This is a genomic window from Ruegeria sp. AE4, assembly GCF_056542185.1.
In genome coordinates this window covers 638,213-656,248 of sequence record NZ_JBQFZK010000001.1, presented here as the reverse complement: position 1 = coordinate 656,248, position 18,036 = coordinate 638,213, and the positions used below count along the sequence as shown (strand labels likewise).

Below are 18,036 nucleotides of genomic sequence, written 5' to 3'. Positions count from 1 at the left end.
CGGATTGGCACATCTGATTCGAAGAAGTGATTCGGAAATTGTGCGGAAATCCGCACAAGCCGCTCTGAGGATGTGCGAGTTTTCGCACGGCTCGGACCTGGGAAGCGCAGAACCTGAACCAGCAACGGCGTAACACTTTGGTATTAAACAGGTAATCAGACACTTTCCGCAATCGCAGTCAAAAGTTGTGTGCTTTACCCTGAGTCGCTTCACTGCACGCCATACGGCGCTTACCCGGCGTCGACTGCAAGTTTCAAGGAACTCTGGGAGGATATCAGATGAAGCTTCTGACAACGGCAGCAACAGCGCTTGCTCTGACAGTAACCGCAACGGCTGGTATGGCTGCATGCGACGAAGGTGAAATCGTCGTTAAGTTCGCGCATGTGACGAACACCGACAAACACCCCAAAGGTATCGCGGCATCGCTGTTGGAGCAGCGGGTCAACGATGAAATGAACGGCACGATGTGTGTTGAGGTCTATCCGAACTCGACGCTCTACAACGATGACAAAGTTCTCGAAGCGATGTTGCAGGGCGACGTGCAACTGGCCGCGCCCTCGCTGTCGAAGTTCGAGAAGTTCACCAAACAGTTCCGCCTGTTTGACCTGCCGTTCATGTTCAAGAATGTCGACGCTGTAGACGCGTTCCAGGCCTCGGCCGAGGGGCAGGCGATGAAAGACAGCATGCAGCGTCGTGGCCTGCAAGGTCTGGCGTTCTGGCACAATGGCATGAAGCAGATGTCGGCCAACAAGGCTTTGGTTGATCCGTCGGATGCAAACGGTCTGAAGTTCCGCGTGCAGTCGTCAGATGTGCTGGTGGCACAGATGGAAGCCATCGGGGGCAGCCCGCAGAAAATGGCGTTCTCGGAAGTGTATGGCGCGCTGCAACAGGGCGTTGTGGACGGGCAGGAGAACACCTGGTCGAACATCTACGGCAAGAAGTTCTTTGAGGTGCAGGACGGTATCACCGAAACCAACCACGGCATCATCGACTATCTGGTCGTGACATCGGTGGATTGGCTGGACAGTCTTGATCCGGCGGTGCGGGATCAGTTCCTGACTATTCTGGCCGAAGTTACCGAGACCCGGAACAAAGAAGCCTTTGCTGTGAACGAAGCGGCCAAAGCGTCGATCATCGATGCAGGCGGCGTCATCCGTGAACTGACCCCTGAACAGCGTCAGGCCTGGGTCGACGCAATGAAACCGGTTTGGGACAAATTCGCCGGTGACGTGGGTCAGGACAAGATCGACGCGGCACAGGCCATCAACGCCGGGTTCTGATCCGGTCAAAGACCGCGCGTCCGGGGACTGGGGAGTATTCGACGCGCAGGCCGGGCGGGCTGAAATGGCCCGCCCCATTCTCAACTCTCTCTTCAATAAAATGCGGGGACTGAAAGATGTCTGGTGCGAACTCCGGCCAGGGCGGGCTGATCGACCATATCGAAGAAACCCTGATCGCGTTGCTTTTGGGCCTTATGACGGTCGTTACATTTGCCAACGTGATCGCGCGGTTTGTTTTTAATTCCAATATCCTATGGGCACTTGAGTTGACAGTGTTCACGTTTGGCTGGCTGGTGCTGCTGGGCGCGTCTTACGCAGTCAAGAAACATGCTCATCTGGGCGTGGATGCAATCCTGAACATGCTGGCGCCAGCACCGAGGCGCCTAATGGCGTTGGTCTCGGTTGGATGCTGTCTGGTGTTTTCTCTGCTGATGCTCAAAGGGGCATATGATTATTGGGCCGTCTTTGCAGATCTGCCGCCAACATCGGGCCGCTGGTTCCCTACCGGGTTTGATTTCGGCGCACGCAGCCAGAGTTTCTACGAGGTAGACGACATCCCCATGGTCGCTCCGCTGCGCTTTCTGGAAGACCTGATCAACTATGGCGAGGGGTATGAAAAACTGCCCAAGGTCGTACCTTATCTGGTTCTGCCGGTGTCCATGCTGCTGCTGGTGATCCGGTTTACGCAGGTCGCCGTTCAAATTTGGCGTGGTGAGACCGATCGCCTTGTCGCCAGCCACGAAGTCGAGGACGAGATTGAAGAAGTCCGCGCACAACAAGGGGTGCATGACTGATGGACGTTATCCTTCTTTTCTCGATGGTCATCGGCCTGCTGCTGATCGGGGTTCCGATTGCGGTTGCACTTGGCCTCAGCTCGACCCTGTTCCTGCTGATCTATTCCGACAGTTCGCTGGCTTCAGTTGCAGGCACGCTGTTTGAGGCGTTCGAGGGGCATTTCACCCTGTTGGCGATCCCGTTCTTCATTCTGGCCTCGTCCTTTATGACGACAGGTGGTGTAGCGCGTCGGATCATCCGTTTCTCGATTGCTTGCGTGGGGCATCTGCCCGGCGGTCTGGCGATTGCGGGCGTGTTTGCCTGTATGCTGTTTGCCGCGCTGTCAGGATCGTCCCCGGCCACGGTTGTGGCGATCGGGTCGATTGTCATCGCAGGTATGCGCCAGGTTGGGTATTCCAAAGAGTTTGCCGCTGGTGTGATCTGTAACGCGGGTACGCTGGGCATCCTGATCCCTCCGTCCATCGTGATGGTTGTGTATGCTGCCGCCGTCGAAGTTTCAGTTGGGCGCATGTTTCTGGCTGGCGTTATTCCCGGTCTGATGGCTGGCTTCATGCTGATGGTCACCATCTATGTCATGGCAAAGGTCAAGAACCTGCCCAAGGGTGAATGGAAGGGGTGGGGTGAGGTCTTTACCTCGGCCCGCGAGGCCGGTTGGGGCCTGTTCCTGATCGTTATCATTCTGGGTGGCATTTATGGGGGTATCTTTACCCCGACCGAGGCTGCCGCGGTTGCTGCCGTCTATGCCTTTTTCATCGCCAGTTTCGTCTACAAGGACATGGGTCCGCTGAGTACGGAAGGGGACGCACAGAACCTGCCGCTGCTGAAAAAGCCTTACGCGTTGGTCGCGGCGTTCTTTCACCCGGATACCAAGCATACACTGTTCGAGGCGGGCAAGCTGACGGTGACGTTGTTGTTCGTGATCGCCAACGCGCTGATCCTTAAGCATGTTCTGACGGACGAACAGGTGCCGCAGCATATCGCCGAGGCGATGCTGACCGCAGGGCTAGGGCCGGTGGCGTTCCTGATCGTTGTGAACGTGATCCTTCTGATCGGTGGACAGTTTATGGAGCCGTCGGGCCTGTTGGTGATCGTCGCACCGCTGGTGTTCCCGATTGCCATCGAGCTGGGCATCGATCCGATCCATCTGGGCATCATTATGGTGGTGAACATGGAAATCGGAATGATCACGCCTCCGGTTGGTCTAAACCTGTTCGTAACCTCGGGCGTTGCAGGTATGCCGATGATGAGCGTTGTTAGGGCAGCGCTGCCGTTCCTCGCTGTTCTCTTCGTCTTCCTGATTATGGTGACGTATATACCGTGGATCTCGACCTTCCTGCCCAACACTTTCATGGGCCCGGAAATCATAACCAATTAAGTGGTTTGACGATGTACGTAGCCGGGCGGTTTCGACTGCCCGGTTTTTTCGTATCTTGAACCCCGGCATCAAGTGCTTAACTCGGGTTCAGAGGACGACCTCCCCATAATGGGACATCTTTCGGGACGACCCGAACGAATACGAGGTTGTCATATGCCCTGGATCTTTCTTCTTTTTGCTGGCCTGTTGGAAATCGTCTGGGCTGTAGCGATGAAGCAATCGGCTGGTTTCACCCGATTGTGGCCTACGGCCTTTATGGCTCTTTCGATGATCGGCTCTTTCGGCCTGTTGGCGCTGGCGATGCGCGACCTGCCATTAGGCACGGCTTACACCATCTGGACGGGTATTGGGGCAGTGGGGGCGTTCTGTGTCGGTATCCTGTTTCTGGGCGAAGCCCTAAGCCCTGCGCGGATTCTCGCGGCCCTTCTGATCGTGTCGGGTCTTATCCTGATGAAGCTGGCATGAGCCCTTTATTGACCAAGCTATTGCGCTTGGGCAGGGTTCAGGAAACACGGGAAATGGAGACCGGAATGCTGACCGAGACCGACAAGCGCCTGCTGCGCGTTGCTTATGACGAGGCCAAAGCCGGGTTTGACGAAGGTGGATGCCCGATCGGGTCAGTTCTGGCGCGGGGTGGCGATATTGTTTCACAAGGGCGTAATCAACGTGTGCAGGGCGGGGATCCGATCGCACATGGCGAAATGGATGCCTTGCGCAAAGCGGGACGTCAGAAAACCTATCGGGATACGGTTCTTTACACGTCGTTGTCACCTTGCATGATGTGCTCGGGCACTATCGTTCAGTTTGGTATCCCGCGTGTGGTGATCGGCGATACCCAGAACTTTGGTGGCAACGAAGACTTCCTGCGCGAACGCGGTGTCGAGGTGGTGATAGCCAACGATCCTGACTGCATCGCACTGATGCAGCGGTTCATCGAAGAAAAGCCAGAGCTTTGGGCCGAAGATATTGCCGAGTAAAGGCGAATCCTAGACGCTCTCCAGCGCCTGAATAATGCCCGTGAAATCCCCGGCCTTCAGGCTGGCGCCACCCACAAGCGCACCATCGACATTTGAAACCGCAAAGATCTCCGCCGCGTTGGAGGGTTTGACCGACCCACCATACAGAAGACGGACAGAGCGGCCCACACCTTCGCCAAAGCGGCGCTCTAGCCGGGCGCGGATGAAGTCGTGAACTTCCCCAATCTCATCAAGCGTCGGAACCTTGCCGGTGCCGATGGCCCAGATCGGCTCATAAGCAATGATCAGGTTCTCGCCGGTTGCCTGATCCGGGATCGACCCCGACATCTGACCGCCGATTATGTCGAGCGTGTTGGCCGCCTCGCGTTGCTCCAGACTTTCGCCTACGCAAATGATCGCTTTTAACCCCGCGTCCATCGCTGCACGGGCCTTGGCGCGTATATCCTCGTCATGCTCTTCATGGTCTACGCGACGTTCGGAATGACCCAGGATGACTGACGTCGCGCCCGCGTCCAGCAGCATCTCGGCGCTGATATCGCCTGTATGCGCGCCCGCGCTTGCCGCGTGACAATCCTGCCCACCAACGGTGACTGCTGACCCGCGTACGGTGTCTGCGGCACGGCTGAGCAATGTTGCCGGAGGGCAGATGAGTATATCGACCGAAGCGTCTGGGTGAGACTTGCACAGTGCTTCAAGCTCGCTCAGCGCAGCACCGGTTCCGTTCATTTTCCAGTTTCCTGCCGCAAGCCTGCGCCGCATACCCGTATCTCCCTGATCATTCGATGATTTAGGATGCGGATAGCATTGTCGACGCGATCTTACAATTCCACGGATCGGGTGGGTTCACGCGCTTTGATCGACAACACGGCGTTCGGGCGGGCCCGTGTCACGGGATTATCCGGCGCAAACTAGGATTGCTGCGTGATGCTTTCATCGAATTTAATGGATTCACCGCAACCGCAGGCGTCGACAACATTCGGGTTCCTGAACTTGAAACCTGATTCCAGCAACGACACCTCGTAATCGATTTCAGTCCCGAACAGGAACATCTGCGCCATTGGCGCGATCATGACGCGTGCTCCATCCTGTTCGACAACTTCATCATGCGGATCAGCCTGATCGACATATTCCATGGTGTATTCCATGCCTGCACAGCCGCCTTTCTTGACGCCAATGCGCAAGCCAGCGTGGCCACCCGAGTTCATCAGGCGGGTGATTTGTTCTGCGGCTTTAGGTGTCATGGTCACAGCCTGTTTGCCGGGAATGCCGAACATGTAAGTCTCCGTTGTCGCGCGTTGCGTTTAATTTAGGGCTCAGGAGGTCAAGGCTCAAGACGGTGTGTTATAAAGAGTTTTATCCGGATGAAACAACCCGGCATTCAGAATGGGTTCGCTGAAGATATCCAACTGTGAGACCGTGGAACTGAATGGGTTCAAGTTGGTCAGCCGTTAATTCGGTTTGCTTTGATATACTATCGGAAAGGATATTATTGTGAATGATTTACAGGCGATTGTTAATTCGATCTTGATGCGCGCGGTGCTTACCATTGCAGTTCTTCTGTTTGTTCCGGATGATGCGGCGGCCACCAATGATGGAGAGAGGCATCCAGTAAACTGCGCGACCGCCGAGGGCGATTTGCGCGCCATCGCGGCCGAGAAAAAGCACGCGCAGGACCAACAGTTGGAAAGTGTTGCCGCCATTACTCCTGCCGGGGCACTTTTGGGGCTGGTCACAGGAACGGAACACAAACGGCTGCAAATGCTGTCGGGCGACTACATCAATCAACTTGACGCCAGATCTGCGGAGATCAAAAAGACCTGCAATTTTAACTGATTACCCGACGTTCGGTGGTTTGGATAAGAAAAAGGACCGTTCTCGGGCAAGAACGGTCCGTGTTTCGGGGCCGGAACTCGGGGGGCGGTCAAATCATGTCTGGCCCGAGGCGACACTGATTGGTGCCGTCCACAGGTCTTTTCCTGCATCATTGTGACAGGGACAGCACGAGCAGGTAACAAAAACGCCAATGTTTTGTGACAAATACCCGGGAAACTGTGGCAGGTGCCTACATAAATCCCAGTTCCAGACGTGCTTCGTCTGACATCATCTCCATACCCCAGGGCGGCTCCCAGGTCAGTTCCACGTCAACCTCTTTGATGCCTGCAACAGGCTCGATCGCTTCCATGATCCATCCGGGCATGTCGCCGGCAACAGGGCAACCGGGTGCTGTCAGTGTCATGATCACCTTCACGGCGTTGTCCGAGGAAATGTCGATCGTGTAGATCAGGCCGAGGTCATAGATGTTCACCGGGATTTCCGGATCGTAGACCGTGCGACACGCCTCGACCACGGGCTCGTACAGGGGGTGCTCAATGGTTGACGGCGCAATCAGCGGTGTGCCTTCAAACTGTTCGCTCGGGTGAGTCATCTTTGCCTCGGGTCAGTTGCCTGAGCGATTATATAGGGAATAGGAGCAACAGGGTCCAGTAGGGCGGCGGCGCCGATTGGGGCGCCGCGGCAATTTAGTCGTTGATGTCGTGGTTGAAAGTTTTGACCTGACCGTTCGGCAACGCAAACAGTTTCCGCAAAACAAGCCACGCAATCAGTGACATCACTGCAAAGATCAGCGCCAACACGTTCAAAGACAGAGCCATTCCGGATACGGCAAGGATAAGGCCCGTGACTGCGGCTCCGATTGCAAAGCCCAGAAAAATGAACCCTGGCAGGACAATCTCAAGGATACCCAGCGCCAATGCGGCGGCGAGCCAGATCCACCAGGTCAACCAGAATGGGTCTGCCATCATTTTCCTCCTTTTAGCATTTTGAATGCATCACCAAAGGCTTCCAGTGCGTTGGCAGGCACAACAATAGTTTGCTTGCCAGTACCGTTTCCAAGCGCATTCAGGGCTTCAACCTGCTTCAAGGCAACCTGATACTGGGCCGCTTCTATGCCGTTATCCTGAATGGCCTTGGCGACCACACCTGTGGCATAAGCTTCGGCTTCGGCCTGAATGCGCCGCGCCTTGGCGGTTTGTTCCGCCGCATAAAGCTCGGCGTCGGCATGCAGCTCGACTGCGCGCTTCTTGCCCTCGGCTTCTGTCACCTGCGCACGACGGGCGCGTTCGGCGTTCAGCTGTTGAAGCATGGCGTCACGGGTGGCCTGATCCAGATTTACGTCCAGAATCTCGGCGCGGGTGACTTCGATGCCCCAGTCATCGACAGCTGTTTCAACGCTTTCCTGAATACGCGTGATCAGTTGGGACCGGTTCGACTGAACCTCATCCAGATCCATCTTACCAATCTCGGCGCGAACGATCCCGGCGACAGTGGTGGCAATCGCGCCATCTACATCGCGAATCCGGTAAACCGTCTTTTCAGGTTCGAGAATACGGTAGAAGACCGATGTATCGATCTGCACCAGAACGTTGTCCTTGGTGATTGCGTCCTGCGTCGCGTTTGGCAGCTGGCGTTCCAGGATCGATATCTTGTGACGCGCAATGTCCAGTAGCGGAACAATAAAGTTGATGCCGGGGCCAAGCACGGAATGCAGGCGCCCAAACCGTTCAACCACATATTTTTCGGACTGTGGTACAATCTTGATGCCTTTGAAAATGATAACAATTACCAGCACTGCTGCCAGCAGGTAAATGATGTTCGACGAAAGCAATCCGATGATTTGGTCTTCGGTCATTCTGTCCTCTTATTGTTGTGTACTATAGTATACATGTGGCGATTGAGTCGCCCGATTTCAACTCTGGTATGAGGGGAAAGCAGCGTCATGCAAATGCCCAGATAGTGAAACGCGGCATTGAAAATTAGTGCTGTGACCGCTTTGCATCCCTGATTGTTTGCGATATCGGGCTTGGATGAAAATGATAATCGATACAGATCCTGGCATCGATGATGCCATGGCAATCGCCTATGCCGCCGCAGCGCCCGAGATCGAGCTGATCGGCCTGACCACCGTGTTCGGAAACACGCATGTTCACCAATCCAGCCGCAATGCCCGGTTCCTGCTTGATAAGCTGGGTCTGGATCTGCCTGTCGCGGAAGGGGCTGCGGTTGCCCTGGGTGCCGATACGCATTCGCCCTCCGAACATGTGCATGGTCCCGAAGGATTCGGTGACCTGACTGAAATTCCCGAAATTGGAAGCAACCACGCCCTGCCAGCTGCTGAATTTCTGGTTGATATGGCGCGAACCCACAAGAAAGAGCTGGTGGTGTGCGCCGTGGGCCCCCTGACCAACATCGCCAACGCCATTCGTCTGGATCCGGAATTCGCCGACAATCTGGGGCGTTTGGTGATCATGGGCGGGGCGGTGTACTGCCCTGGTAATATTACAGTACATGCCGAGGCCAACATCTATCATGATGCGATTGCCGCTGAAGAGGTCTTTGCCACACCGCCGGAAACCGTACTGGTCGGCTTGGATGTCACGCTGAAAACGCTCTACGAGACTGCAGATTTCGAAAGCCTGGCAATGCGATCACCTGACATGGGGTCCTTTCTGCGAGATATCTCTCGCTTTTACCTGAAGTTCTACAAGGACGTCGGTGGTCTGGAGGGCTGCGGCCTGCACGATTCGACGGCTGTGATTGCTTGTTCTCATGGTGCTATGTTTGACATGGTCGAAACGGGTCTGCGGGTTGTCACCGAAGGCGACCAGAAGGGTGCGACGCGACCTGATCCGGAACGTCCCGCAGTTCGGGTCTGCCGCGACGTGGATGGGGCAGGGGTTGTTCAACTGTTTACAGACCGTGTTGCCTCGCTACCCTGACGGGTTGCAAAGACCGAACGGATCGGGCAAAGCCTGCCCGGTTCGGCGACCCGAGGCGATGACATGACCCAACAGTTTTCTTTTGATCTGAAAGCCACAGACGGCAAAGCCCGGACCGGTGTGATCAGCACACCGCGCGGCGACGTGCGAACGCCTGCCTTTATGCCGGTTGGCACTGCGGCAACGGTCAAGGCGATGATGCCGGAAAGCGTTCGCGCGACGGGGGCAGACATCCTGCTGGGGAACACCTATCACCTGATGCTGCGTCCGACCGCTGAGCGTATTGATCGACTGGGTGGACTGCACAAGTTCATGAACTGGGATCGGCCCATTCTGACAGATTCCGGCGGATTTCAGGTCATGTCGCTGGCCGGTTTGCGCAAGCTGACTGAAAAGGGCGTAACCTTCAAATCCCATATTGACGGGTCAAAGCACGAATTGACGCCGGAACGGTCGATGGAGATCCAGCGCCTGTTGGGCTCGGATATTGTCATGTGTTTCGATGAATGCCCTGCGCTGCCAGCGGATCGTGACCGCATTGCCGAGTCGATGCGCCTGTCGATGCGTTGGGCCGGACGGTCGCGCGATGCGTTTGGCGATCGTCCGGGGCATGCGCTGTTTGGCATCATGCAGGGTGGGCTGGAAAAAGACCTGCGCGAAGAAAGCGCCGAGGCGTTGAAATCTATCGGTTTCGAAGGCTACGCAGTTGGTGGCCTGGCCGTCGGCGAAGGGCAGGAGGCCATGTTCTCTTGCCTCGATTATGCCCCCGATTTCCTGCCATCGGACAAGCCGCGCTATCTGATGGGCGTTGGCAAACCCGACGATATCGTCGGTGCTGTTGCCCGCGGGATCGACATGATGGACTGTGTGTTGCCCTCGCGGTCCGGGCGTACAGGGCAGGTTTTCACCCGTTACGGTGTGGTGAACATCAAGAATGCCCGTCACGCAGACGATCCGCGGCCGCTGGACGAACGCTGCACTTGCCCGGCTTGTTCGAATTATTCCCGCGCTTACCTGCACCACGTGTTCCGTGCGAATGAGATGATTTCCGGCATGTTGCTGACATGGCATAACCTGCATTATTTTCAGGAGATCATGGCCGGCATGCGCGACGCGATTGCCGCGGGCGCGTTCGAAGTCTGGCAAGCCGATTTCCACGCGCAGCGCGCGCAGGGGGATATCGAACCGCTGTGATGTTTTGCCCCCTCTAAGGCGAAAACGGGCAATTCTGCACAGCAGGGCTGTTTTCTGGCGACTGATCGCGCAAGACCGGGGCGTATTCTACTATTTTGGTGGATATGTTCCCGGCACGCCTTGCAGTCCGCCAAACCTCGGTTCATTCTGATTGGTGATACATGGCGGTAAGGTTGAAAATGGGCGATGAGGCCCCACCTTTATCGTCCAAGACAGGAGACGGTCAAATGTTGCCTCGATGAGGGACAAGTACCGTCTTGCCAACGATAAGGATAGAGCATGCAAGAGCCTCTGAATTCCTCCTACCCCGTCCTGCCGCTGCGCGATATTGTGGTGTTCCCACATATGATCGTTCCGCTTTTCGTAGGCCGTGACAAATCGGTCCGCGCGCTGGAAGAGGTGATGCAGGACGACAAGCAAATTTTGTTGTCCAGCCAGGTCGATCCCGGCGTTGACGACCCTGATGAAGAAGGCATCTACCGCACCGGCGTTCTGGCAAATGTGCTGCAACTGCTGAAGCTGCCCGATGGCACGGTAAAAGTGCTGGTCGAAGGGCAGGCGCGCGTTCAGATCACCGAGTTTCTGGAGAACGAAGAGTTCTTCGAAGCCCGCGCGGAATACCTGACCGAAATTCCCGGCGACGTCACCACGACCGAAGCACTGTTGCGCACTGTCGCGGACGAGTTCGAGCGTTACGCCAAAGTGCGCAAGAACATCCCCGAAGAGGCACTGACCGCAGTGGGCGATACAACCGAGCCTGCGAAGCTGGCCGACCTTGTGTCGGGGCATCTGGGCATCGAAGTCGAACAAAAGCAGGAGCTTCTGGAAACTCTCAGCGTCAGCGAGCGGCTTGAGAAGGTCTATGGCCTGATGCAGGGCGAGATGTCTGTTCTGCAGGTCGAGAAGAAGATCAAGACCCGCGTCAAATCCCAGATGGAGAAGACGCAGCGTGAATATTATCTGAATGAGCAGATGAAGGCCATTCAGAAGGAACTTGGCGATGGTGAGGACGGCAGCAACGAAGTTGCTGAACTGGAAGCCAAAATCGCCGAGACCAAGCTGTCGAAAGAAGCGCGGGAAAAGGCCGAGGGTGAGCTTAAGAAGCTCAAGAACATGTCGCCCATGTCGGCCGAAGCCACAGTCGTGCGCAACTATCTGGATTGGATTCTTGCTCTGCCTTGGGGCACCAAGTCCCGTGTCAAAAAGGATCTGGGCCGCGCGCAGGAGATTCTGGACGCCGACCATTATGGGCTTGAGAAGGTCAAGGAACGGATCGTTGAATACCTTGCGGTTCAACAGCGCTCGAAAAAGCTGAAAGGGCCGATTCTGTGCCTTGTCGGTCCTCCGGGCGTCGGTAAAACATCGCTGGGTAAGTCGGTTGCGAAGGCAACCGGGCGCGAGTTCATTCGCATCTCATTGGGTGGTGTACGCGACGAATCCGAAATCCGGGGCCATCGTCGGACTTACATTGGCTCGATGCCCGGCAAGATCATTCAGGCGCTGAAGAAGGCGAAAACCACGAACCCGCTGATTTTGTTGGATGAAATCGACAAGATGGGGCAGGATTTCCGGGGTGACCCGGCATCCGCGATGCTTGAGGTGCTGGACCCCGAACAGAACAACACGTTCATGGACCATTATCTTGAGGTTGAATATGACCTGTCCAACGTGATGTTCCTGACCACGTCGAACAGCTACAACATGCCCGGGCCTCTGCTTGACCGGATGGAGATCATCCCGTTGGCCGGTTACACCGAGGACGAAAAGCGTGAGATCGCCAAGCAGCACCTGATCAGCAAACAGGTCAAGAACCATGGTTTGAAAGCCAAGGAATTCGAACTGACCGATGAGGCGCTGCAAAAGATCATCCGCACCTATACCCGTGAGGCGGGCGTACGGAACCTTGAACGTGAAATCGCCAAGGTTGCGCGCAAATCGCTGACCAAGATCATCAAGAAGGACGCGGAAACCGTTAAGGTCACACCCGAAAACCTGCAAGATTTCCTGGGTGTGCCGAAATTCCGTTATGGCCTGGCCGAGCAGGACGATCAGGTTGGTGTTGTCACCGGTCTTGCCTGGACGTCAGTGGGTGGCGACCTGTTGCATATCGAAGCGTTGAAACTGCCCGGCAAAGGGCGGATGAAGACGACCGGTAAGCTGGGCGATGTGATGAAGGAATCCATCGACGCCGCTTCGTCCTATGTGCGTTCGATTTCACCTCAGATCGGGGTAAAGCCGCCGCAGTTCGACAAGATCGACATTCACGTTCACGTACCGGATGGCGCGACACCCAAGGATGGCCCATCGGCTGGTTTGGCTATGGTCACGTCGATTGTCTCGGTTCTGACCGGTATTCCCGTTCGGAAAGACATTGCTATGACCGGCGAAGTCTCACTACGCGGGAATGCGATGCCGATTGGTGGTTTGAAAGAAAAACTGCTGGCCGCGCTGCGTGGTGGGATAAAGACCGTTTTGATCCCGGAAGAGAATGAAAAGGATCTGGCGGATATCCCGGACAACGTCAAAGAAGGGCTGAAGATCATCCCGGTCAAACATGTCTCGGAAGTTCTGGAACATGCTTTGGTGCGTAAACCGGAACCGATCGAATGGGACGAAGCCGCGGAAGAGGCCGCGGCAGCGGCGGCCGCGTCGCCCGGTAATACCGGACCTTCCGCGACCGCGCATTAAGTCTTTGGTGAGTCAACAAAAGGCGAAGCAATAGCTTCGCCTTTTTTGTTGAGGGATGTAGTGAAGACCGCACCATGCAGCGCCAAGACGTTGCATGAAACCAGCGTTTCATTTTGGGCATCGGTGTGCTCTGGAAAATGGTGGGTGATAACGGATTTGAACCGCTGACATCTTCGATGTGAACGAAGCGCTCTACCACTGAGCTAATCACCCATGGGACGGGGTGATATCTTTCCCGAAGGTTGGCTGCAAGGGAAATAGAACCTGCGGCATCCGCAAAAAATCGCGCCGTATACAAAATTCTGGAATCTGACAAAAAACTTGAAAACGCCGCTTGACGCTGCCCGAGCGTAGCCATAATACACCCAAACGTTCAGCAATGAACATGCAGCGGGCGGTTGTAGCTCAGTTGGTTAGAGTACCGGCCTGTCACGCCGGGGGTCGCGGGTTCGAGCCCCGTCAACCGCGCCACCGCTGCCAACCTTGGTCCAGGCAAAAGGCCACGAAAATAGATGCGCGGTTGTAGCTCAGTTGGTTAGAGTACCGGCCTGTCACGCCGGGGGTCGCGGGTTCGAGCCCCGTCAACCGCGCCATTTTCATCCTCAAGCAGATCAACGGTTGCGCCTTTACGGGCACCTTTTTCCAATCCATTGATCATTGCAGGTTCTAATCGGCGAAATTTCGACTGTTCACTAAATGTTCTAACTTTTCTGTTGGAGTCTTGGTCTGGCTCGCCTATCTCTTAACCACTTGTTTGTTGGGGGCCGCATATGGCTGAGCTGAAGAATATCGAGGTGCGCGGCGCGCGCGAACATAACCTCAAAGGTATAGACGTTGATATCCCTCGGGATCAGTTGGTGGTCATCACCGGACTGTCGGGTTCGGGGAAGTCCTCATTGGCGTTTGACACCATCTATGCAGAAGGCCAGCGCCGGTATGTCGAAAGCCTTTCGGCCTATGCCCGGCAATTCCTGGATATGATGGAAAAGCCGGATGTCGACCATATCAGCGGCCTGTCTCCGGCAATTTCGATTGAACAAAAGACGACGTCCAAGAACCCGCGTTCAACTGTGGGCACGGTAACCGAAATCTATGACTATCTGCGTCTGTTGTTTGCGCGCGCCGGAACGCCCTACAGCCCGGCCACCGGGCAGCCGATTGAGGCGCAGCAAGTGCAGGACATGGTCGACCGGATCATGGCAATGGAAGACGGCACACGCGGCTATCTTCTGGCCCCCATCGTGCGCGACCGGAAGGGTGAGTACAAAAAAGAATTCCTGGAGCTGCGCAAACAGGGTTTCCAGCGCGTCAAGGTGGACGGAGAGTTTTACGAACTTGATCAACCGCCTGTATTGGATAAGAAATTCCGTCACGATATCGATGTGGTTGTTGATAGACTGGTTGTACGGGAAGGAATGGAAACGCGCCTGGCCGACAGCTTGCGCACCGCTCTGGACTTGGCGGACGGGATTGCCATATTGGAAACTGCCCCGCGCGAGGGTGATCCGGAACGCATCACATTCAGTGAGAATTTTGCCTGCCCGGTCAGCGGTTTCACCATTCCCGAAATCGAACCACGCCTGTTTTCGTTCAACGCGCCATTCGGTGCCTGCCCGGATTGTGACGGTCTTGGGGTCGAGTTGTTTTTCGATGAACGCTTGGTGGTGCCGGACCAGACTCTGAAACTCTACGATGGTGCTTTGGCCCCATGGCGAAAGGGCAAATCACCATATTTCCTGCAAACCATCGAGGCCATCGCGCGCCATTACGAGTTTGACAAGAACACGCCCTGGAAAGACCTGCCGAAAAATGTGCAGGAGGTCTTTCTGCGTGGGTCCGGGGATGATGAAATTCTGTTCCGGTACGACGAAGGCGGGCGCGTCTATCAAGTGACCCGCAGTTTTGAAGGCGTGATCCCGAATATGGAACGGCGGTACCGCGAAACTGACAGCGCGTGGATTCGTGAGGAATTTGAACGATATCAAAACAATCGCCCCTGCGGCGCCTGCGAAGGCTACAGGCTGCGGGCCGAAGCGCTGGCGGTTAAGATCGCCGGGCTGCATGTGGGGCAGGTGGTGCAGATGTCGATCCGTGAGGCTTTGGCGTGGATCGAAGATGCGCCCAACCACCTGAGCGCCCAGAAAAACGAAATTGCCCGCGCCATCCTCAAGGAAATTCGCGAGCGACTTGGTTTCCTGAATAACGTTGGTTTGGAATACCTTACGCTGTCCCGTTCAAGCGGAACGCTGTCAGGAGGCGAAAGCCAGCGTATTCGTCTGGCCAGTCAGATCGGCTCGGGGCTGACCGGGGTCCTCTATGTGCTGGATGAGCCTTCGATCGGACTGCATCAGCGTGACAATGACCGGCTTCTGGATACGCTCAAGAACCTGAGGGATCAGGGCAATACGGTGATCGTTGTAGAACATGACGAGGAAGCCATCCGCGAGGCTGACTATGTTTTCGACATCGGTCCGGGGGCAGGTGTGCATGGCGGTCAGGTGGTCAGTCACGGAACGCCTGCGGAAATCGCGGCAGATGCGGCCTCCATTACCGGGCAGTACCTGGCAGGAACGCGTGAAATCGCGGTTCCGGTGCAGCGTCGGAAGGGGAAGAAGCAGAAAGTCACGGTGGTCAAGGCCACGGGCAACAACCTGAAGAATGTCACAGCCGAATTCCCCTTGGGCAAATTTGTTTGTGTCACCGGTGTGTCGGGCGGGGGTAAATCCACCCTCACGATTGAGACATTGTTCAAAACCGCGTCAATGCGGCTGAACGGGGCACGTCAGACACCAGCACCCTGTGAAACCATCAAGGGGCTGGAGCACCTCGATAAGGTCATCGACATCGACCAGCGCCCCATTGGGCGAACGCCGCGTTCAAACCCGGCGACTTACACCGGGGCCTTTACCCCGATCCGAGATTGGTTTGCCGGTCTGCCCGAGGCTAAGGCACGCGGGTACAAACCCGGTCGCTTCAGCTTTAACGTCAAAGGCGGGCGGTGTGAGGCATGTCAAGGTGACGGTGTCATCAAGATCGAGATGCACTTTCTGCCGGACGTCTATGTGACTTGCGAAACCTGCAAAGGCGCGCGGTATAACCGCGAAACGCTTGAGATCAAGTTCAAGGGTAAATCCATCGCGGATGTGCTTGATATGACAGTGGAAGATGCGCAGGAGTTCTTCAAGGCCGTGCCCTCAATCCGGGACAAGATGGACGCCCTTGCGCGTGTGGGTCTTGGCTATATCAAGGTGGGTCAACAAGCCACGACGTTGTCAGGTGGCGAGGCGCAGCGGGTGAAGCTGTCAAAGGAACTGTCGAAACGTTCAACCGGACGTACGCTCTATATTCTCGACGAACCGACAACAGGTCTGCATTTCGAAGATGTTCGCAAGCTGTTGGAAGTGCTGCACGAACTTGTCGATCAAGGCAATACGGTCGTAGTGATTGAACATAATCTGGACGTGGTTAAAACCGCGGATCATATCATCGACATTGGACCTGAAGGTGGTGATGGCGGTGGCGAAATTGTCGCCACCGGAACACCGGAAGACATAGCCGATGTTGAACGCAGCCACACCGGGCGATACCTGAAGCCGATGCTGAAAGGGGCGCGTGTCGCGGCGGAATAAGTGCCCAGACGCGGACTCAGTTCAGGATATCTGCGATCGCGCCGATCAGGTTCAATACTTTGCGTGTCTCGGGGTCGACCCGGTACACGTAGTCACCTGCACGGACATATGAGTAGTTTCGGTTCAACCCATAGCGATAAGGGTCATTGATCCAGCGGTAATCGTTGGTAATGAAGTCACCATCGCGATAGATTTTCTTTGCCTGACCCGGCGGCACACAGGGAACGGATTTCTTGGCCAGACCCGGAGGGCAATGCCCGGCCTTGTTTTTTGCAACCGCGGCAACCGGGGAAAGGGCCAAAGCCGCCAGAGTTGCCGTCGTTACCAAAAATCTCGTCATGTCGCCTTCCTTTGCGATTTGGCCAGCCGGGCCTTTTGTTCATGACTGCCTAGATGGTCGCTTGCCCAAGATCTGTCAAATCGTTGGGCAAGATGCCGCCAGTTGTCTTAGTCACGCCTGCGCTTTTCAAACCGTGGCAGCATGGCACTGAAATCGCGTCCCTTGCCATCTTCGTTCTCGACAAATTGCTCATAAAGCGCGGTGGCAACCTGACCCATTGGCGTATCTGCATCTGCACTCTCAGCCGCCTGCTGGCTGAGGCGCAGGTCCTTCAGCATCAGCTCAGCCGCGAATCCGGGGGCATACCCATTGTCCGCAGGGCTTTGCGGGCCGACACCGGGGGCAGGGCAATAGGCGTTCATTGTCCAGCTGTATCCGGACGACGTACTTACCACGTCAAACATCTTTTGCCGGTCCAAACCCAGTTTGTCGGCCAATGCGAAGGCTTCACAGGTTGCAATCATAGTGACACCAAGGATCATGTTATTGCAGATCTTGGCAGCTTGACCGGCACCGGCCTCACCACAGTGAACAGCTTTCTGCCCCATGATATCGAACAGGGGGGATGCCTTGGCAAACGCGGCCTCTGATCCGCCAGCCATGAAGGTCAGCGTGCCAGCCGCCGCACCTCCGATGCCGCCAGAAACTGGCGCGTCTACGGACAACAGTCCGGCACTGATGGCCTGATCCGCAACTGCCCGCGCGCTTTCCACATCAACTGTCGAGCAATCGATTAGCACGGCACCTTGTGCCATTGCAGGAATGATCTGATCCGCAACGGCCCTCAGAATCGCACCGTTTGGCAGCATCGTGATGACAGCATCGGCCGCTGCAACAGCTTCCGAAGCGGTTGCGGCTTGAGTAACCCCGTCAACCGTCACGCCTGCTGTATCAAAGCCAAGTACTTTATGACCGGCTTTTGCAAGATTGGCTGCCATTGGCGCGCCCATGTTTCCCAGTCCGATGAAACCGATTTGCATCTC

At 56.0% G+C, this 18,036-nt stretch carries 17 protein-coding genes and 3 tRNA genes; 12 read left to right on the top strand and 8 right to left on the bottom strand.

Annotated elements, in window-relative coordinates; genetic code table 11:
* Window positions 1-278: 278 nt before the first annotated feature.
* From ACR0EK_RS03325 to ACR0EK_RS03305, 5 genes are all read left to right on the top strand, one after another.
* The gene (locus ACR0EK_RS03325; protein ID WP_209504066.1) at window positions 279-1,280 is read left to right on the top strand and encodes a DctP family TRAP transporter solute-binding subunit; all 1,002 of its coding nucleotides are present in this window, start codon (window positions 279-281) and stop codon (window positions 1,278-1,280) included.
* A 116-nt stretch (window positions 1,281-1,396) separates the two neighbouring features.
* Window positions 1,397-2,074: a TRAP transporter small permease gene (locus tag ACR0EK_RS03320; protein WP_209504065.1), complete on the top strand. Its 678-nt coding sequence runs from the start codon at window positions 1,397-1,399 to the stop codon at window positions 2,072-2,074.
* On the top strand, window positions 2,074-3,450 hold the full coding sequence (locus tag ACR0EK_RS03315; RefSeq protein WP_480564953.1) for a TRAP transporter large permease: 1,377 nt from the start codon (window positions 2,074-2,076) through the stop codon (window positions 3,448-3,450). Before ACR0EK_RS03320 ends, ACR0EK_RS03315 begins: the two co-directional genes overlap by 1 nt.
* Window positions 3,451-3,603: 153 nt before the next feature.
* A complete protein-coding gene (locus tag ACR0EK_RS03310) occupies window positions 3,604-3,915 on the top strand; it encodes a DMT family transporter (protein WP_480564950.1) in 312 nt (103 codons plus the stop codon).
* Window positions 3,912-4,427 carry a nucleoside deaminase gene (locus ACR0EK_RS03305; RefSeq protein ID WP_267364504.1) on the top strand — a complete coding sequence of 172 codons (516 nt, stop codon included), beginning with the start codon at window positions 3,912-3,914 and terminating at the stop codon, window positions 4,425-4,427. The genes ACR0EK_RS03310 and ACR0EK_RS03305 overlap by 4 nt, the downstream gene beginning before the upstream one ends.
* 9 nt (window positions 4,428-4,436) lie before the next feature.
* On the opposite strand, the gene tpiA is transcribed toward ACR0EK_RS03305, so the two are convergent.
* On the bottom strand, window positions 4,437-5,186 hold the full coding sequence (tpiA, locus tag ACR0EK_RS03300; protein WP_480537770.1) for a triose-phosphate isomerase: 750 nt from the start codon (window positions 5,184-5,186) through the stop codon (window positions 4,437-4,439).
* A gap of 149 nt (window positions 5,187-5,335) precedes the next feature.
* Entirely contained in the window at window positions 5,336-5,701 is a 366-nt protein-coding gene (locus ACR0EK_RS03295) for a HesB/IscA family protein (RefSeq protein WP_480481127.1), read from the bottom strand.
* A gap of 217 nt (window positions 5,702-5,918) precedes the next feature.
* On the opposite strand from ACR0EK_RS03295, the gene ACR0EK_RS03290 reads away from it, so the two are divergent.
* Complete coding sequence (locus tag ACR0EK_RS03290; RefSeq protein WP_480485770.1) at window positions 5,919-6,260, top strand: hypothetical protein; 342 nt, start codon at window positions 5,919-5,921, stop codon at window positions 6,258-6,260.
* A gap of 229 nt (window positions 6,261-6,489) precedes the next feature.
* Here the strand turns inward: ACR0EK_RS03290 and ACR0EK_RS03285 are convergent, their stop codons facing one another.
* The 3 genes from ACR0EK_RS03285 to ACR0EK_RS03275 all read right to left on the bottom strand — a co-directional run bounded on the left by ACR0EK_RS03285 (window position 6,490) and on the right by ACR0EK_RS03275 (window position 8,115).
* Entirely contained in the window at window positions 6,490-6,852 is a 363-nt protein-coding gene (locus ACR0EK_RS03285; RefSeq protein WP_480481125.1) for an SUF system Fe-S cluster assembly protein, read from the bottom strand.
* 94 nt (window positions 6,853-6,946) lie between these two features.
* Entirely contained in the window at window positions 6,947-7,225 is a 279-nt protein-coding gene (locus ACR0EK_RS03280; protein WP_480505339.1) for an NfeD family protein, read from the bottom strand.
* The gene (locus ACR0EK_RS03275) at window positions 7,225-8,115 is read right to left on the bottom strand and encodes an SPFH domain-containing protein (protein WP_480472533.1); all 891 of its coding nucleotides are present in this window, start codon (window positions 8,113-8,115) and stop codon (window positions 7,225-7,227) included. The genes ACR0EK_RS03280 and ACR0EK_RS03275 overlap by 1 nt, the downstream gene beginning before the upstream one ends.
* A gap of 175 nt (window positions 8,116-8,290) precedes the next feature.
* Between ACR0EK_RS03275 and ACR0EK_RS03270 the strand changes: the two genes are divergently transcribed.
* The 3 genes from ACR0EK_RS03270 to lon all read left to right on the top strand — a co-directional run bounded on the left by ACR0EK_RS03270 (window position 8,291) and on the right by lon (window position 13,084).
* Window positions 8,291-9,202, top strand: a complete 912-nt coding sequence (locus tag ACR0EK_RS03270) for a nucleoside hydrolase (RefSeq protein ID WP_480564947.1) — start codon at window positions 8,291-8,293, stop codon at window positions 9,200-9,202.
* 63 nt (window positions 9,203-9,265) lie between these two features.
* Entirely contained in the window at window positions 9,266-10,396 is a 1,131-nt protein-coding gene (tgt, locus tag ACR0EK_RS03265; protein WP_480545616.1) for a tRNA guanosine(34) transglycosylase Tgt, read from the top strand.
* A 279-nt stretch (window positions 10,397-10,675) separates the two neighbouring features.
* Window positions 10,676-13,084 carry an endopeptidase La gene (lon, locus tag ACR0EK_RS03260; RefSeq protein ID WP_480485761.1) on the top strand — a complete coding sequence of 803 codons (2,409 nt, stop codon included), beginning with the start codon at window positions 10,676-10,678 and terminating at the stop codon, window positions 13,082-13,084.
* A gap of 138 nt (window positions 13,085-13,222) precedes the next feature.
* On the opposite strand, the gene ACR0EK_RS03255 is transcribed toward lon, so the two are convergent.
* Window positions 13,223-13,297, bottom strand: a tRNA-Val gene (locus tag ACR0EK_RS03255).
* Between the two features lie 181 nt (window positions 13,298-13,478).
* Between ACR0EK_RS03255 and ACR0EK_RS03250 the strand changes: the two genes are divergently transcribed.
* From ACR0EK_RS03250 to uvrA, 3 genes are all read left to right on the top strand, one after another.
* Window positions 13,479-13,555, top strand: a tRNA-Asp gene (locus ACR0EK_RS03250).
* A gap of 45 nt (window positions 13,556-13,600) precedes the next feature.
* Window positions 13,601-13,677, top strand: a tRNA-Asp gene (locus ACR0EK_RS03245).
* A gap of 177 nt (window positions 13,678-13,854) precedes the next feature.
* Complete coding sequence (gene uvrA, locus ACR0EK_RS03240) at window positions 13,855-16,713, top strand: excinuclease ABC subunit UvrA (protein ID WP_480564944.1); 2,859 nt, start codon at window positions 13,855-13,857, stop codon at window positions 16,711-16,713.
* Between the two features lie 16 nt (window positions 16,714-16,729).
* Here uvrA and ACR0EK_RS03235 read toward each other — a convergent pair whose 3' ends face one another.
* A complete protein-coding gene (locus ACR0EK_RS03235; RefSeq protein ID WP_209504052.1) occupies window positions 16,730-17,053 on the bottom strand; it encodes a hypothetical protein in 324 nt (107 codons plus the stop codon).
* Window positions 17,054-17,160: 107 nt separating this feature from the next.
* Window positions 17,161-18,033, bottom strand: a complete 873-nt coding sequence (gene mmsB / locus ACR0EK_RS03230; protein WP_480564941.1) for a 3-hydroxyisobutyrate dehydrogenase — start codon at window positions 18,031-18,033, stop codon at window positions 17,161-17,163.
* Window positions 18,034-18,036 lie beyond the last annotated feature (3 nt).

What these genes read in the sequence shown, in the direction of transcription:
- ACR0EK_RS03325 (WP_209504066.1), top strand. Translation starts at nt 279, where the DNA reads ATGAAGCTTCTGACAACGGCAGCAACAGCGCTTGCTCTGACAGTAACC.
- ACR0EK_RS03320 (WP_209504065.1), top strand. Translation starts at nt 1,397, where the DNA reads ATGTCTGGTGCGAACTCCGGCCAGGGCGGGCTGATCGACCATATCGAA.
- ACR0EK_RS03315 (WP_480564953.1), top strand. Translation starts at nt 2,074, where the DNA reads ATGGACGTTATCCTTCTTTTCTCGATGGTCATCGGCCTGCTGCTGATC.
- ACR0EK_RS03310 (WP_480564950.1), top strand. Translation starts at nt 3,604, where the DNA reads ATGCCCTGGATCTTTCTTCTTTTTGCTGGCCTGTTGGAAATCGTCTGG.
- ACR0EK_RS03305 (WP_267364504.1), top strand. Translation starts at nt 3,912, where the DNA reads ATGAGCCCTTTATTGACCAAGCTATTGCGCTTGGGCAGGGTTCAGGAA.
- tpiA (WP_480537770.1), bottom strand. Translation starts at nt 5,186, where the DNA reads ATGCGGCGCAGGCTTGCGGCAGGAAACTGGAAAATGAACGGAACCGGT.
- ACR0EK_RS03295 (WP_480481127.1), bottom strand. Translation starts at nt 5,701, where the DNA reads ATGTTCGGCATTCCCGGCAAACAGGCTGTGACCATGACACCTAAAGCC.
- ACR0EK_RS03285 (WP_480481125.1), bottom strand. Translation starts at nt 6,852, where the DNA reads ATGACTCACCCGAGCGAACAGTTTGAAGGCACACCGCTGATTGCGCCG.
- ACR0EK_RS03280 (WP_480505339.1), bottom strand. Translation starts at nt 7,225, where the DNA reads ATGGCAGACCCATTCTGGTTGACCTGGTGGATCTGGCTCGCCGCCGCA.
- ACR0EK_RS03275 (WP_480472533.1), bottom strand. Translation starts at nt 8,115, where the DNA reads ATGACCGAAGACCAAATCATCGGATTGCTTTCGTCGAACATCATTTAC.
- ACR0EK_RS03270 (WP_480564947.1), top strand. Translation starts at nt 8,291, where the DNA reads ATGAAAATGATAATCGATACAGATCCTGGCATCGATGATGCCATGGCA.
- tgt (WP_480545616.1), top strand. Translation starts at nt 9,266, where the DNA reads ATGACCCAACAGTTTTCTTTTGATCTGAAAGCCACAGACGGCAAAGCC.
- lon (WP_480485761.1), top strand. Translation starts at nt 10,676, where the DNA reads ATGCAAGAGCCTCTGAATTCCTCCTACCCCGTCCTGCCGCTGCGCGAT.
- uvrA (WP_480564944.1), top strand. Translation starts at nt 13,855, where the DNA reads ATGGCTGAGCTGAAGAATATCGAGGTGCGCGGCGCGCGCGAACATAAC.
- ACR0EK_RS03235 (WP_209504052.1), bottom strand. Translation starts at nt 17,053, where the DNA reads ATGACGAGATTTTTGGTAACGACGGCAACTCTGGCGGCTTTGGCCCTT.
- mmsB (WP_480564941.1), bottom strand. Translation starts at nt 18,033, where the DNA reads ATGCAAATCGGTTTCATCGGACTGGGAAACATGGGCGCGCCAATGGCA.